Here is a 13,860-nt window from a genome sequence, read left to right on the forward strand (position 1 = left end):
CTCCTTGTTCGGAAGATCATCCTTGAATGATGCCGTTTCCCTTCATTTCGAAGTTCTGTCGGGGCTCTATTGCGGACTGACCGGTAAGGCGTCTCTCGAAACGAGCTTAATCGGTAGTGGCCTCGATGCCGATATAATCTTCGTCGAGCAAGGACTTGCGCGGCATCATCTTCGTATCGCTCTTCTTGGCAATTCGATCCAGGTCGAGGCCCTTGCAGCCGGACTCGGCGTGGAGGGCAACAGGAATATTGCCGCAGGCGAGTGCGTTGTGGTTCCGCTTCCTGTCGTCATTCACGCAGGCGCGATGTCCATTCTCTGGTCAGCGCAGGATGCAGCGCCAGCTGGTTCGATCGGGATACCACGCCGATCCATCTCCGTCTCCGTGCTCGCCTTGGTGTTGCTCGGCTCTCTCGGGATCGGCGCGCTCTCGGCCATTTTCTCCTACTACGGCAACGCTGGTGCATTGAGCGCCAATTCACCTGGTGCCGAACTTGAGTCCAAGCTGACCAATAACCGCGCTGACGATCAGACTACCGTGGCAGCGGCCAAAGACCTGCAAGAGGAAGTCGATAAAGAGGGCCTGCTCAATATTAAGATCGGCTCCGCAAAGGGTGTTGTGACCGCTGAGGGCACCGTCACGTCTGCGTCGGCCACCAGTTGGCAGAAGGCTCAGCAGTGGTTCGATCATCGCACGAAGGGCGCTCTAACACTGGTCAATGGGGTGGTCATCAAAGAGGAGAAGGCGCCAGCCGCAATCGCCGTTGAAGCTGTTTGGCGTGGCTCCCTGCCGTATGTTGTCATCGATGGTGAGAAGTACTTTGTCGGCGCCCTTTTGGAGGATGGATGGACGGTCGATCGGATCGAGGATGGCCGCGTGCTGCTGAGCCGAAATGGCCGCCTTGCTTCTCTCCCGTATTAAAAGTTTCCAGATTTGCAGGCCATATTAAGGAGAACTCCAATGGTCAAGCCGCCCCACCTATCCTGTCGCGCTCGATATCAATCGGCGGTGCGTGAAGGCATTGTCGTCCTGCGGAACGGGTTACGGCGGGTGGTTCTGCTCCGGCAGAACCGCAACCGGCTTGATCAGCCGATGGTGGACCCGGATCGAGCGCAACGCTTCAATGTGACCGACGAACGTTTCCGAAACCGGCGTGCTGATCCCCGAGCAGGAGCGCGATTTCTTCCGCGCCCTTTCCTACGTCCACCTTGCGTGTGGGCAAAGCGCACGAAACTTGCCCCTGATGCGGCTCGCTGCCCACCGTGATTTTCGGGATGTTCAACTGCTGTGGCTTCTCGGCTATGCACTCAAGGAAGGTTTCTGCGGTGTAAGACTGGATACCCCCAGGGCCAGCTCTCTTCACGCCTGCCTCTCAGTCTCAAGCGTAGCCATGCGCTGGTGGGTCTTCGAAAGCTGCGTAGCAGCAGAGCAATTCTTAAACGATCATAAAGGGGCCGCCATGGCCAACGTCCTGCGTAACTTCATCAAGCGCGCGCCGGCCAACCCGGACTTAATGGTCGCGTTGATGCTGCTTCTGGCCATAGCTATGATGGTCATGCCAGTCCCGGTCGTGGCGATCGACACGCTGATCGGATTCAATATGGGATTGGCCATACTGCTGCTGATGGTTGCCCTGTATGTCAGCACGCCACTTGATTTTTCCTCTTTGCCCGGCGTCATTTTGATTTCCACAGTATTCCGTCTGGCGCTCACCATCGCAACGACGCGACTGATCCTGGCCGAGGGGGAGGCAGGCAGCATCATCCACACGTTCGGCGATTTCGTAATCTCAGGCAATATCGTCGTCGGTTTTGTCATATTTCTGGTCGTGACCATGGTGCAATTCATGGTCCTCGCGAAGGGCGCCGAACGCGTAGCAGAAGTGGCGGCGCGCTTCACGCTCGACGCTCTGCCGGGCAAGCAAATGGCGGTCGACGCAGAGTTGCGGAACGGCCACATCGATGCCAACGAATCTCGCAGGCGGCGCGCCGCACTGGAGAAGGAAAGCCAACTTTATGGCGCGATGGATGGCGCGATGAAATTTGTGAAGGGCGACGCCATCGCCGGGCTGGTGGTTATCTGCATCAACATGCTGGGTGGGACTTCGATCGGCCTGCTCTCGAAGGGTATGTCCTTCGGCGAGGTGCTGCATCACTACACTCTGCTGACGATAGGTGATGCGCTAATCTCGCAGATTCCGGCCCTGCTGCTCTCAATTACCGCAGCGACCATCGTCACTCGAGTAACTGGGGCTGCGAGCCTCAACCTTGGTACCGACATAGTCAATCAACTCACCGCCAGTAAGCGAGCATTGCGGCTTGCGGCCTGCGTCTTGGTTGTGATGGGGTTTGTTCCTGGTTTCCCTCTGCCCGTCTTTCTGATCTTGGCCGCAGTCTTCGCCACGGCAAGCCTTGCCAAGGGTAATGTGCTGGGCGCCGGCAATGTCGATGCTAAAATTGCAGCTTCCGTAGAGCCTCAAAAGGAAAACGTGCCTGCGGAGACATGTCCGATCGCCTTCTTCCTTGCGCCGAGCCTTACGCATGCGATCGACCAAGTCGAATTGCAACAGCACATTGCACGCGTTTCGCAACTAGTCTCAGCCGATCTCGGCATTATCGTTCCCCGCATCCCAATCGCGGCCGACCAGCAACTGCCCGAGTCGCAATTCAGGATAGATGTCGAGGGCGTGCCGGTCGAACAGGATTTGATTAATCCGACACAGCTCACGCTCACAGACGATCTGGCGAACATTGAATCGAGCGGCATCCCCTTTCGGCATGATGCAGAAACGGACAGAGTCTGGGTCGAACAAAGCCATGCACCGGCTCTCAATGCCGCCGGCATCGGGCATCACCGGCCTAGCGAACTCCTCGCGTTGCGTGTCCATGCGACGTTGACCCGCTATGCACCGCGCTTGGTGGGCATCCAAGAGACCCGCCAATTGCTGGGCCGGATGGAGCGGGAATATGCTGATCTGGTGAAGGAGGTGCTGCGCACGACGCCGATCCCTCGGATTGCCGATGTGCTGCGCCGCCTACTGGATGAAGGTATCCCGATCCGCAATACCCGGCTCGTCTTGGAGGCATTGGCCGAGTGGAGCGAACGTGAGCAAAACGTCGCCCTGCTCACGGAATACGTTCGTTCTGGTATGAAGCGGCAGATCTGTCACCGCTATGCCACACACGGTATCGTACCCGCCTTTATCATCGAACGTGAGACTGAGGATGTGGTGCGCAGTGCGGTTCGGGATTCGGCTGCAGGCCCCTACCTCGTGTTAGAGGATCGGCAAAGCGAAGCGCTGCTGTCACAGATGCGTCAGATCCTTTCCAGCACAGCACCGGGTCAGACCCGCCCTGTTGTATTAACTTCAATGGATGTCCGACGCTTCGTCCGCGGTTTTCTCACCCGAAACGGGATCGATCTTGCCGTACTGTCTTATCAGGACCTCGCCTCCGACTTTACGATTCAGCCCGCCGGATCCGTCAAGCTTCCGCTTGGAATGAACAGTGGAACGCTAGGGGGGTCTCCCACTATCCGGGCTGCCCACCAACTGAAAGGCACAGCACTCGATGAAAGCTGAGAACGAAGCATGAATTTACATGAGAATACACTCGCTCCGCCGTTACTGTCATTTCGTCTGGGCTCACTTCTCTTCGCAATACTCGCCATTCTGCCTCTTGGCGGTTGCGCCAGCTGGGACAAGCCGGCCCTTTCAGTGAAGGAGACGTCGCCCCCAGAGTTGCTAGGCGCCAATAAGATCGATCCGGCTATGCGCGAACGCATTCTGCGCGCAGTCAGTCAGGATGCTCAAGAGAGAGCGTTGCGGGATGATCTGAAGCAGCATCCCGACCATGTCGATGCGGCGATCGGTCTTACGAATGCTTTGGTGGCGCAGAAACGCCCGCATGAGGCGCTTCAGGTACTCGACAGCGTCTTAGCTGCGGATCCAGGTAACTTGCGTGCATTGAATGCGAAGGGAGTTATCTTGGATATTGAAGGGCGGCACGACGCGGCACAAGTGCTGTATCGGCAAGCTCTCGAAACAGAAAAAGGCAATCAGATGGTGCAGCACAATCTCAACCTGTCGCTTGCGTTTGACGGGAAGTCCGAACGGAGTACGTTGGCACAACCACGATAGCTGTGCACATGCACCAGACTCGCACGCGCATGCCAGAAACGGAATCGCAAATCGGGCTCTTATGTCGTCATCAGGTGGGAGCCACCAGCTAGTGCCCGTCCGCAAACACTAACTTCGAAGCATTTCCCGGACCTTGTCAGTTCAGTGCAGCTCGTTTTTTGGGGCGTCTGCCGACACGCACCGCAAGGGAGGGCGACAAAAGGTCCACCAAGGGAATGTGGCGCACAATCGTCGGCTGCGCCATTTTTGGCCGTCGCCGCGATTAGCTTTGTGCTCGCGGATGAAGTCGGCCAGTCTTTCGAGACCGACGTCTGAGGGGTCAGTTTCCAACTAACAAACCGGCTCAAGCCGTCCCACTCCGCGGGTTCATTTCAGTAATCGCAGGCAAACCTCACGATGGCCAGGTGGGGCCTCATGCCGGCTCCCCCAAAGCGGGTCATCGAATTCGCGAGAGTCGCTGCTGGAGTGCTCTCCGATCGGTAACGAGGTTTTCGAGATTGAGCCGTGGCCGCGATTGTTCCGCCAACCGTCGAGTCAGCTCCCGCGTGCCATCCAGCACAAAGAGGCCGCAATCATAACCGTTTTGCTGCTGGGCCATGCGGACTGGCTGCAGGCGAGCGCCCAGCCTTTGTGTCAGCGCCCTTCTTCAATCTCAAGAGTCCACACGTCCTATGGCCCGTCTCGCGTAGCCGCCTCAAGCGCGAGCACGCCCCCTGTGGTTTGCTTCCTCTGTTGGTCGGATTCGCTCGGCGCGGCGCGAATGCGCTGTCCCCTTGGAGTAGGCCTACTGCCGCCGGCCAATTATCTTTTGGGATCGTTGCACCTGATTCTTTCCAAGAAAAATGCAGGTGGTTCGATCCGGCACTGACCCGTGGGCGGGGGGCTTGGGGTTTACGAGCCGGTGCCGGACCGAACCGTCTCAGGCAACGCCGACTATCTCTTCGGACATTGGGGCAATGGCGCGGCTAAATGGTGCCGATAATGTGTCATAGAATCACCAATTCCGACACGCACTTCGCAAACGTGACTGGACGTTTCGGAAATAGCGCTGTGCCGGCTTGCTCGGCAGGCCTTTGCAATCAGACGCGAAACCGCGAACAAAGCCGACGCAGATTTAATCGATCGGTCGGGGCATGATCAATCACAGCGGCAGGAGGATGGGGAAGCATCGGCTGATCGAGGCGCGACGCCCGCGCCGCGACCAGCCAGTTGCGCTTCGACCGGCGCGAACTCGACCAGATCCTCAGGGTTCGCGGACGCACCGCGGCAATGATGACGCGACTATGCCATCGAACATCTTGCCGGTCGCGCTCGCCGATGCCCAAGCAGCGCGGGTGAAACGCCAAACTTGGCTGTTCCAAGGCCACCAACGCCATGGCACGGACAAGCAGCGAGCCCCATCTCCTCCCTGTCGCGTCGACTCTGTCGAGACCTTCTAGAATAGCCCCGCGCGATAGTGGCAATAATGAACGAGCGGTTCGCACACTATCGTGCCAGTCGCCGTCCAGGCCTGACAGAAGCGCTGCGCTCTCTGGGCGCGACCGCGAGCAGGCCGGTCAAAAGGTCTACCGACACTCCTGAATGCTGAGACGGCGATCGCAATAATGGCGGTGACGGCTGCGACCTGGATGATTTGTCCGGCATATTAGGCGCTTCTTGATTTGGCCGCCTGCCTTCCCCTGCTCGCCGCCTGATCAGCACCTTGCCAATGCGCGCGCCGGCGTTGCAACAGATTCTTCAAAGAAATTCATAGACTCTTAGCAACTCTAAACCGCTTGGAATGGTACGCTTATCGAAGCCTCTGAAATCAGTGAGTCAAAACCGTAATGCCGTGCAATCTCCGACCGCCGAACAGCTTGCATCTCGATTTAAAGGCGATGTCAACAGGAGTTTTTATCTTGATATGAGAGAACAGGATATTTATTATTTGCGATGCCGCATATTTTACAAGCATCTTGACCTCGGTCCAACAAAATAAACTTTTCGAAAGCCGCACATACGGAGAACGCCAAATGACAAGGTCAGTAAGACGGACGCCCAACTTTTCCATATGGCTTGATGCTGACCAATGATGGCACTGGTCAGTCGCTTGCGGACGGCAGCGCATCTTGATCGTCTTCGAATCCTGGGCCTTTGCGCGCATGCGGACCTAACGGTTTGCGAGCTGGCGGAGATTCTGGGGCGGCGTCGCGAGTACGTTTTGCGACACGTCCGGCTGCTCGCCAGAGCCGACTTTCTTTGCTCCAACGAACGACGACCCTCGTACCATCTCAAAGCGGGGAGCAAGGACGGTGGGCTGGTTCAATTGTTGATCGATCTCCTGCCCCACGACGATGGCTTTCATAAACGAGACCTGCAACGCCTCAAAGCAATACACGACGCGCGGTCGAAGGGGCCCGCCCGCGTGATCGTGAAATAGATCAATCCAGTGGGAGCGACACTGTCATGGACAACTCCGCAGACGCCGCGACCGCGCAGCCCGACACCTACAGACGGTCTTCCTTGGCCGCCGTCGATTGCCGCGTGCACGACCTGCTTCTAAGACAGGAGCGGCAGGAGCGGACGACGCTCAAACTGATCGCTTCCGAGAACTTCGCCTCTTCGTCCGTGCTGGAAGCGACCGGCTCGATTTTTACGAACAAGTACGCCGAGGGATACCCCGGTGCGCGTTACTACGCGGGAAACGAGATCGTCGATGAGCTTGAGAACCTCGCCATTGAGCGCTTGAAAACACTATTTGGCAGCGAACACGCCAACGTCCAGCCTTATTCCGGCTCGCCGGCCAATCAGGCCATCTATCGAGCACTGTTGAGCCCGGGAGACAAAGTGATGGGCTTGCCCCTCCCCGGTGGGGGTCATCTGACACATGGATGGGCCGTCAACTTCTCAGGCACTGATTACAAACGCGTCCCCTATGGGCTGCACGAAAAGACGCAGCAGATTGACTATCACCGCTTGCGCGAGACGGCCCAGCGGGAACGGCCGAAACTCATTTGGGTCGGCGGAACTGCTTATCCGCGTATCTTTGACTATGCGGCAATGGCCGAAATCGCTTCGGAAGTGAACTCCTATCTGGTGGCCGACATCGCACACATCAGTGGCCTGATTGTCGCAGGAGCGCATCCGAACCCCGTCCGCCATTGCGACGTCGTCAGCAGCACGTCTCACAAGTCAATCCGCGGTCCCCGCGGGGGCTTCATTTTGTCAAGGAATGAAGATCGCTATCAGGCGCTCTATCATCCGAAGAGCAAACACAATCTCGCCAAACGTATAGACCGTGCGGTGTTCCCTCTCCTGCAGGGCGGACCGCATTTGAATATCATCGCCGCGCTGGCTGTCGCTTTGCAGGAAGCCGCGAACCCGTCCTTCCGTGTCTACGGTCAGCAGATCGTCAAGAATGCCAAGGCGCTGGCCCAGGCGCTTCTGGAGCGAGGGTATGACCTGGTCACCGGGGGGACTGACAATCATATGCTGATCCTTGATCTTCGCGATCGACCACTGTCAGGCAAAGCCTATGCCGAGCGATTGGCAAAGGCAGGCATCATTACGAATTTTAACATGGTGCCGGGCGACCCGCGCCATCCGGCGGTCACAAGCGGAATTCGCCTGGGGACACCAGCAGCGACGTCCATGGGCATGCGCGAGGCGGAAATGGCGCAGATTGCCGCCTTCATCGACCTGGTCTGCCGCCAGCCCGACGCCCCTGATGTCCATGCCAGGGTGCGAAGAGAGGTTGCGGACTTCTGCGCTGCGTTTGAGGTCCCCGGCATCACCGACAGGTAAGGCGGGCAATCGAAGGTCGCCACCTAACTCCAACAGCTGAAGCGAGGACATTCGATGACCAGGCAGTTCGTGTTCACTTCCGAATCCGTCGGCGCCGGACACCCGGATAAGATGGCCGACAACATCTCGGATGGCATCCTGGATGCGATCCTGCGCACCGATCCGAAGGCGCGCGTCGCGTGCGAAGCGTTGGTGAAGACAGGGATGGTTGTTCTGGCTGGCGAGATCACCAGCGATGCGCAGGTCGATTACAGCCAAGTTGCCCGCGAGACGATTCTCGATATTGGATACGATGACGATGCGATCGGCTTTGATGGTAGGCGTTGCGCCGTCGTTCTGGCTCTCACCGAGCAGTCGCCCGACATTAGCCAGGGCGTAGACGAGGGACGAGGGCAGGATCTCGACCAAGGAGCGGGGGACCAGGGCCTCATGTTCGGGTTCGCATGCAGCGAGACCGATACACTGATGCCCTTGCCGATCCAGCTCGCTCACAGCTTGACGAAAAGGCAGGCAGAGGTCCGGAAGGCGGGACAGCTTGACTGGCTGCGCCCGGACGTAAAATCTCAAGTGTCCGTCCGCTATGAAGGTTTGCGCCCCGTGGCGCTGGATACCATAGTCCTGTCGACGCAACATGCGGAGGAGGTCTCACAAGAAACAGTCCGCGAAGGCGTCATCGAGGAGATCATAAAGCCGGTCTTGCCGCCCCACTTGGACACGACGGGGATCAGGTTCCTGGTCAATCCAACCGGCCGGTTCGTGGTCGGGGGGCCGCGCGGCGACTGCGGGCTCACCGGACGCAAGATCATCGTCGACACGTACGGTGGGATGGGGCGTCACGGCGGCGGCGCCTTTTCGGGCAAGGACCCGTCCAAGGTTGACCGCTCGGCTGCCTATGCGGCCCGGTATGTCGCGAAGAATATCGTCGCTAGCGGACTTGCGGAGCTCTGCGAGGTGCAGCTTGCTTACGCGATCGGCGTGGCCGCGCCGGTGTCTATCCTCGTCAACACCTTCGGAACCGCAAGGATCGAGGAAAAAAGAATCGAGCGCGTCGTTCTTGAGCTTTTCGATCTCCGACCGAAGGGCATTATCAAGATGCTTGATCTCTTACGCCCGATATACCGCAAGACCGCGACATACGGACACTTCGGCCGTGAAGAGCCTGAGTTCACCTGGGAAAGAACGGACAGAGCTGACGACTTGCTGCGTGAGGCAGGACCGGCAGCTGCGTGACGGCCGATGTTGGATCCGCCGGCATGCGGGACCTCGATTCCAAATCGCTAGACCCGCGCCCGGCCGGCATTGCAGAAGGCCAGCGGACTGTTGAGCGGAGACTTTGATGCCCGAATATGACGTGCTTTGCATCGGCAATGCCATTGTCGACATCATCGCCCAGAGCGACGAGGCGTTCCTCGAGACCAACGGCATCATCAAGGGGGCGATGAACCTGATCGACACCCAGCGTGCCGAGCTGCTCTACAGCCGCATGGGGCCGGCGATCGAAGCCTCCGGCGGCAGCGCCGGCAACACGGCGGCCGGCATCGCCAGCTTCGGCGGCCGCACCGCCTTCTTCGGCAAGGTGTCGAACGACCCGCTCGGCGAGATCTATGCCCATGACATGCATGCGCAAGGCGTCGCCTTCGACACCAAGCCCCTCCAGGGCGAGCCGCCGACGGCGCGCTCGATGATCTTCGTCACCCCCGACGGCGAGCGTTCGATGAACACCTATCTCGGCGCCTGCGTCGAACTCGGGCCGGAGGATGTCGAGGCCGACAAGGCTTCCGGCGCCAAGGTCACGTATTTCGAAGGCTATCTGTGGGATCCGCCGCGCGCCAAGGAGGCGATCCGGCAGACAGCCAAGCTGGCGCACGCGGCGGGCCGCGAAGTGTCGATGACTCTCTCGGATTCGTTCTGCGTCGACCGCTACCGCGACGAGTTCCTCGATCTGATGCGCTCGGGCACGGTAGACATCGTCTTTGCCAACAGCCACGAGATCAAGTCGCTCTACCAGACATCGTCGTTCGACGAGGCGCTGGCGCAGATCCGCAAGGATTGCCGGATCGCCGCCGTGACCCGATCGGAAAAAGGCTCGGTCATCGTGCGCGGCGACGAGACCGTGGTCATCCAGGCGACCGCGATTGAGGAACTGGTCGACACGACAGGCGCCGGCGACCTCTACGCCGCCGGTTTCCTGCATGGCTACACGCAAGGCCGCAACCTCAAGACCTGCGGCGACCTTGGTTCACTGGCGGCCGGATTGGTGATCCAGCAGATCGGCCCGCGCCCGCGCCAGAACCTGCGCCGCGAGGCGGAACAGGCTGGGCTGCTTTAGGCGGACATTTTTAAGGGCGAGCTGCTGACCTCCCCCTTGTGCAGGCTGTCCAGGGGAGCGCGGGTAAATCGAATGTCGTAGGCGCATCCCCGTGAGACGGCGGTTTTCCGTCGCGGATCTTGGTGTCCAGGCTCAGAAGTCCTCTCATGAGGACCTGACAGCAGCTTTCCGCGCCTGTCCTCCGAAAGTTTGGCCTACTTATCGACCTTCCAATGCACCGCCGGCAGTTACGCGCCTCCCGTTATTCCGAGTAGGTCCCAGTTAGGTTCGCCGGCCTTGAAGGAAAGAAGGAAACGACGGTGCTCGACAGGCATGTTGCCTACGATCTCGGCTACCCATGCGGTGCGTCTGCTGACAGCCCGCAGTCTGGTCGTCGGAGAGGTCGCCCTCTTGGTCCTCATCCACGCAACTTTGGGAACACGTCGACAGCGCAAAAGGCGCATTCGCATAATCATATAAACATTTCTTTATGTGGCATTGACAAAGGAACGGACTGCTGTGATTGTCTGCGTGTCGTGGTTCTCCGTACGGCGTTGCCGCAGCGGAGCTAAGAGGGAAGCCGGTGCGATGCCGGCGCTGCCCCCGCAACTGTTAGCGGCGAGCCAACCCCATTGATGTCACTGAGGCAAATAGCCTCGGGAAGACTGGGCAGAGGCTATGACCCGCGAGCCAGGAGACCTGCCACGGCAAACAACGTCCACGGGCGGGGTGTCTCGGTGGCCGCGGCAGTCCGGGGGTTTTGTGCCGGCCTGCTAGCGCCTTCCTTGTCCCCACGCCCCCAACCATCGGGGTATGGCATGACTATCTCTCAGCAAGTTCCTGTAGCAACCCTCGGCATGCCGCGCATTGGCCGCCGCCGAGAACTGAAATTCGCCCTTGAAAGCTACTGGTCCGGAAAATCTTCCGCTGCCAACCTTTTGGCGACGGCGAAGGCGCTGCGTGCCGCTAGCTGGAGGGAGCAGCACGATCGCGGCGTATCGAAAATCCCGTCGAACGACTTCTCACTCTACGACCATGTGCTCGACACCGCAGCCATGGTCGGTGCCGTGCCGTCCCGTTACGCCTGGAAGGGTAGCGAGGTCCCACTCGACATCTACTTCGCGATGGCCCGCGGCAAGCAGGGTGAGACCGCGGGTTGTGGACATGCCGGCCACGAGCATGCGGCTCAGGGCCACCGCTTGACCGCGATGGAAATGACCAAATGGTTCGACACTAACTATCACTATATGGTGCCTGAGCTGACCGACGATCAGACCTTCGCCCTCTTGTCTACGAAACCGGTCGATTACTTCCTCGAGGCTAAAGCCCTCGGCATTCACACACGCCCAGTCATCCTTGGACCGGTTACCTTCCTCAAGCTGGCGAAGTCACCTGCTGAAGGTTTCAATCCCATGGCGCTCCTGCCGCGGCTGCTGCCTGTCTACGGGCAACTCCTGCAGAGGCTGAAGCTCTCGGGAGTCGACTGGGTACAGATTGACGAGCCGGCGCTTGTGCTCGATCTGAATCCGAACGAACGAGCTGCGTTCGAATTCGCTTATGGCCAGCTGTCGAAAGCCGTGCCCGAGTTGAAGATCATGCTGGCTACCTATTTCGGGCCGCTGGGAGACAATCTCGAGACCGCGATTTCTCTGCCCTTGGCGGGCCTGCATCTCGATCTCGTGCGCGCTCCCGAGCAGTTGGAGACGGTTGGTCGGCTCGCACCAAAGGATCTGGTGCTCTCGCTTGGCTTGATCGACGGCCGCAACGTCTGGCGCGCGAACCTGCCTGCGATTCTCGACCTCATCAAGCCTGTCGTCGCCGGCTGGCCCCTGGACCGCGTCGAGATCGCACCTTCCTGCTCGATGCTTCATGTGCCGATCGACCTGCGGATGGAGACCGCGCTCGATGTGGACGTCAGTTGGTGGCTGGCATTCGCGGCCCAGAAGACCGAAGAGCTGGTCGTGCTGGCCCAGGCCTTGTCCGAAGGCAGGGAGGCCGCAGCAGGCACATTGAAAGCTTCTGCCGATGCGGTCGCGGCGCGCGCAATGTCCGCCAAGGTCCATGATCCGCTCGTCGAGGGGCGGACCGCCAGCATCGACGACGGCATGAAGCAACGAAAGAGCGCATTTGCCGAACGTTCCAAAGTCCAGGCTGGCACGCTCAACCTGCCGCCTTTCCCTACGACGACCATCGGGTCCTTCCCGCAGACGCCGCAGGTGCGCAAGGCGCGCTCCGCTCATGCGAAGGGCGAACTGAGCTATGTTGACTACGAGACCTTCCTGAGGAAGGAGACCGAGGCGGCGATCCGCTTGCAGGAGGAGATCGGGCTGGATGTGCTGGTGCACGGCGAGTTCGAACGAAACGACATGGTGCAGCATTTCGGCGAGCAGCTGTCCGGCTTCGCCTTCACCCAGCATGGCTGGGTACAAAGCTATGGCTCCCGCTACGTGCGTCCCCCCATCATCTTCGGCGACGTATCGCGGCCCAATCCGATGACGGTCCGCTGGTGGCAATTTGCCCAGTCGCTGACGGAAAAGCCGGTGAAGGGCATGCTCACAGGCCCAGTGACCATTCTTAACTGGTCTTTTGTTCGCGACGACCTACCCCGCGCCGAGGCCTGCCGCCAGATCGCGCTCGCCACACGCGATGAAGTGACGGACCTCGAAAGAGCCGGCGCAAGGATAATCCAGATCGACGAGGCCGCGTTTCGCGAAGGCCTGCCACTGCGCAAGTCCGACTGGAAAGTCTATCTCGACTGGGCTGTCGAATGCTTCCGGCTCGCTTCAACGGGTGTAAAGGACGCGACCCAAATCCATACTCACATGTGCTATTCGGAGTTCAACGAGATCATCGACGCGATCGCTGAAATGGATGCGGATGTAATTTCGATTGAGACGTCACGCTCGAAAATGGAACTGCTTGACGCCTTCACGAGCTCTAAATACCCCAACGAAATCGGTCCCGGAGTCTACGACATTCACTCACCACGGGTCCCGGAAGTCGGCGAGATTTCGGACCTCGTCATGCTTGCCCGCGAGCGACTGTCCGACGGCCAACTGTGGATAAATCCGGACTGTGGCCTCAAAACACGCAAATGGGAGGAGGTTCGCCCTGCCCTCATGAACATGGTCGCTGCAGCATGCGCGCTGCGGGAGAAAGTGTAGCCCGGAGGCTTTCGTGCTTCCTAATCATGTGGTGATTTACCGGCTGCCGCATGTTGGCCGTGAATATGCCAAACCGATTAGTTATTCGGGGTAAGTCATTCGAGGAAATCTAAAATTTTCCTTCGGCAGGTATCGCGTTGCTGGTCAGGGGTAGCAATCAATTCGATCAAGTTCTCCGGCAGAGGTTCTAGGCTCGATGTCGATGCCGAGCCTGAAATCTTCTGCAGGCCATCGGTGCGCGCCGCTCAGCTGTGGTGGACGAGGAGGGCTTTATGCTGGCAAAGAGAAGGCTGACGGTGCGACTATTGAGACAGATGCTTCGGCTGATGGCCGCTATCGGATGGTGAGTTCAATAGGTAATTGCAACACCTTCTGTAGCCTATCGACCGGCGTTTCGAAGTCCAGGATTTTTCGGGGGCGCTGATTGAGCCGCAGGGCGACGGCGTTGAGTTGGTCCTGCGAGACGTGG

The 13,860-nt window shown here is 59.2% G+C and carries 9 protein-coding genes, 1 pseudogene and 1 riboswitch; of the genes and pseudogenes, 7 read left to right on the forward strand and 3 right to left on the reverse strand.

Annotation, left to right across the window (positions count from 1 at the left end):
• Window positions 1–22 precede the first annotated feature (22 nt).
• The 3 genes from JQK88_RS30090 (at window position 23) to JQK88_RS30100 (ending at window position 4,136) form a co-directional block, all read left to right on the forward strand.
• On the forward strand, window positions 23–919 hold the full coding sequence (locus JQK88_RS30090; RefSeq protein WP_203280354.1) for a SctD/MshK family protein: 897 nt from the start codon (window positions 23–25) through the stop codon (window positions 917–919).
• A gap of 538 nt (window positions 920–1,457) precedes the next feature.
• The gene (gene sctV / locus JQK88_RS30095) at window positions 1,458–3,578 is read left to right on the forward strand and encodes a type III secretion system export apparatus subunit SctV (protein WP_203280365.1); all 2,121 of its coding nucleotides are present in this window, start codon (window positions 1,458–1,460) and stop codon (window positions 3,576–3,578) included.
• A 9-nt stretch (window positions 3,579–3,587) separates the two neighbouring features.
• Complete coding sequence (locus tag JQK88_RS30100; RefSeq protein WP_203280355.1) at window positions 3,588–4,136, forward strand: tetratricopeptide repeat protein; 549 nt, start codon at window positions 3,588–3,590, stop codon at window positions 4,134–4,136.
• A 436-nt stretch (window positions 4,137–4,572) separates the two neighbouring features.
• Here JQK88_RS30100 and JQK88_RS30105 read toward each other — a convergent pair whose 3' ends face one another.
• Window positions 4,573–4,734, reverse strand: a complete 162-nt coding sequence (locus tag JQK88_RS30105; protein ID WP_203280356.1) for a Ulp1 family isopeptidase — start codon at window positions 4,732–4,734, stop codon at window positions 4,573–4,575.
• Between the two features lie 1,551 nt (window positions 4,735–6,285).
• A complete protein-coding gene (locus JQK88_RS30110) occupies window positions 6,286–6,480 on the reverse strand; it encodes a hypothetical protein (protein WP_203280357.1) in 195 nt (64 codons plus the stop codon).
• Between the two features lie 101 nt (window positions 6,481–6,581).
• On the opposite strand from JQK88_RS30110, the gene glyA reads away from it, so the two are divergent.
• From glyA to metE, 4 genes are all read left to right on the forward strand, one after another.
• Window positions 6,582–7,919 (forward strand): serine hydroxymethyltransferase, encoded by a 1,338-nt coding sequence (glyA, locus tag JQK88_RS30115; protein ID WP_246750110.1) that lies wholly within the window; start codon window positions 6,582–6,584, stop codon window positions 7,917–7,919.
• A 54-nt stretch (window positions 7,920–7,973) separates the two neighbouring features.
• Window positions 7,974–9,149 (forward strand): methionine adenosyltransferase, encoded by a 1,176-nt coding sequence (metK, locus tag JQK88_RS30120; protein ID WP_203280358.1) that lies wholly within the window; start codon window positions 7,974–7,976, stop codon window positions 9,147–9,149.
• A gap of 106 nt (window positions 9,150–9,255) precedes the next feature.
• Window positions 9,256–10,248 carry an adenosine kinase gene (locus JQK88_RS30125; RefSeq protein WP_203280359.1) on the forward strand — a complete coding sequence of 331 codons (993 nt, stop codon included), beginning with the start codon at window positions 9,256–9,258 and terminating at the stop codon, window positions 10,246–10,248.
• A 499-nt stretch (window positions 10,249–10,747) separates the two neighbouring features.
• Window positions 10,748–10,948: riboswitch (cobalamin riboswitch) on the forward strand.
• A gap of 97 nt (window positions 10,949–11,045) precedes the next feature.
• Window positions 11,046–13,391: a 5-methyltetrahydropteroyltriglutamate--homocysteine S-methyltransferase gene (gene metE / locus JQK88_RS30130; RefSeq protein ID WP_203280360.1), complete on the forward strand. Its 2,346-nt coding sequence runs from the start codon at window positions 11,046–11,048 to the stop codon at window positions 13,389–13,391.
• A gap of 333 nt (window positions 13,392–13,724) precedes the next feature.
• Here the strand turns inward: metE and JQK88_RS37835 are convergent.
• Window positions 13,725–13,860 (reverse strand): annotated as a pseudogene (locus JQK88_RS37835) (IS30 family transposase); the annotation flags it as partial.

Source organism: Mesorhizobium caraganae, assembly GCF_016836705.1.
In the GTDB taxonomy this organism is placed as follows: Bacteria; Pseudomonadota; Alphaproteobacteria; order Rhizobiales; family Rhizobiaceae; genus Mesorhizobium; species Mesorhizobium caraganae.

What these genes read in the sequence shown, in the direction of transcription:
- sctV (WP_203280365.1), top strand. Translation starts at nt 1,458, where the DNA reads ATGGCCAACGTCCTGCGTAACTTCATCAAGCGCGCGCCGGCCAACCCG.
- JQK88_RS30100 (WP_203280355.1), top strand. Translation starts at nt 3,588, where the DNA reads ATGAATTTACATGAGAATACACTCGCTCCGCCGTTACTGTCATTTCGT.
- JQK88_RS30105 (WP_203280356.1), bottom strand. Translation starts at nt 4,734, where the DNA reads ATGGCCCAGCAGCAAAACGGTTATGATTGCGGCCTCTTTGTGCTGGAT.
- JQK88_RS30110 (WP_203280357.1), bottom strand. Translation starts at nt 6,480, where the DNA reads ATGAAAGCCATCGTCGTGGGGCAGGAGATCGATCAACAATTGAACCAG.
- glyA (WP_246750110.1), top strand. Translation starts at nt 6,582, where the DNA reads ATGGACAACTCCGCAGACGCCGCGACCGCGCAGCCCGACACCTACAGA.
- metK (WP_203280358.1), top strand. Translation starts at nt 7,974, where the DNA reads ATGACCAGGCAGTTCGTGTTCACTTCCGAATCCGTCGGCGCCGGACAC.
- JQK88_RS30125 (WP_203280359.1), top strand. Translation starts at nt 9,256, where the DNA reads ATGCCCGAATATGACGTGCTTTGCATCGGCAATGCCATTGTCGACATC.
- metE (WP_203280360.1), top strand. Translation starts at nt 11,046, where the DNA reads ATGACTATCTCTCAGCAAGTTCCTGTAGCAACCCTCGGCATGCCGCGC.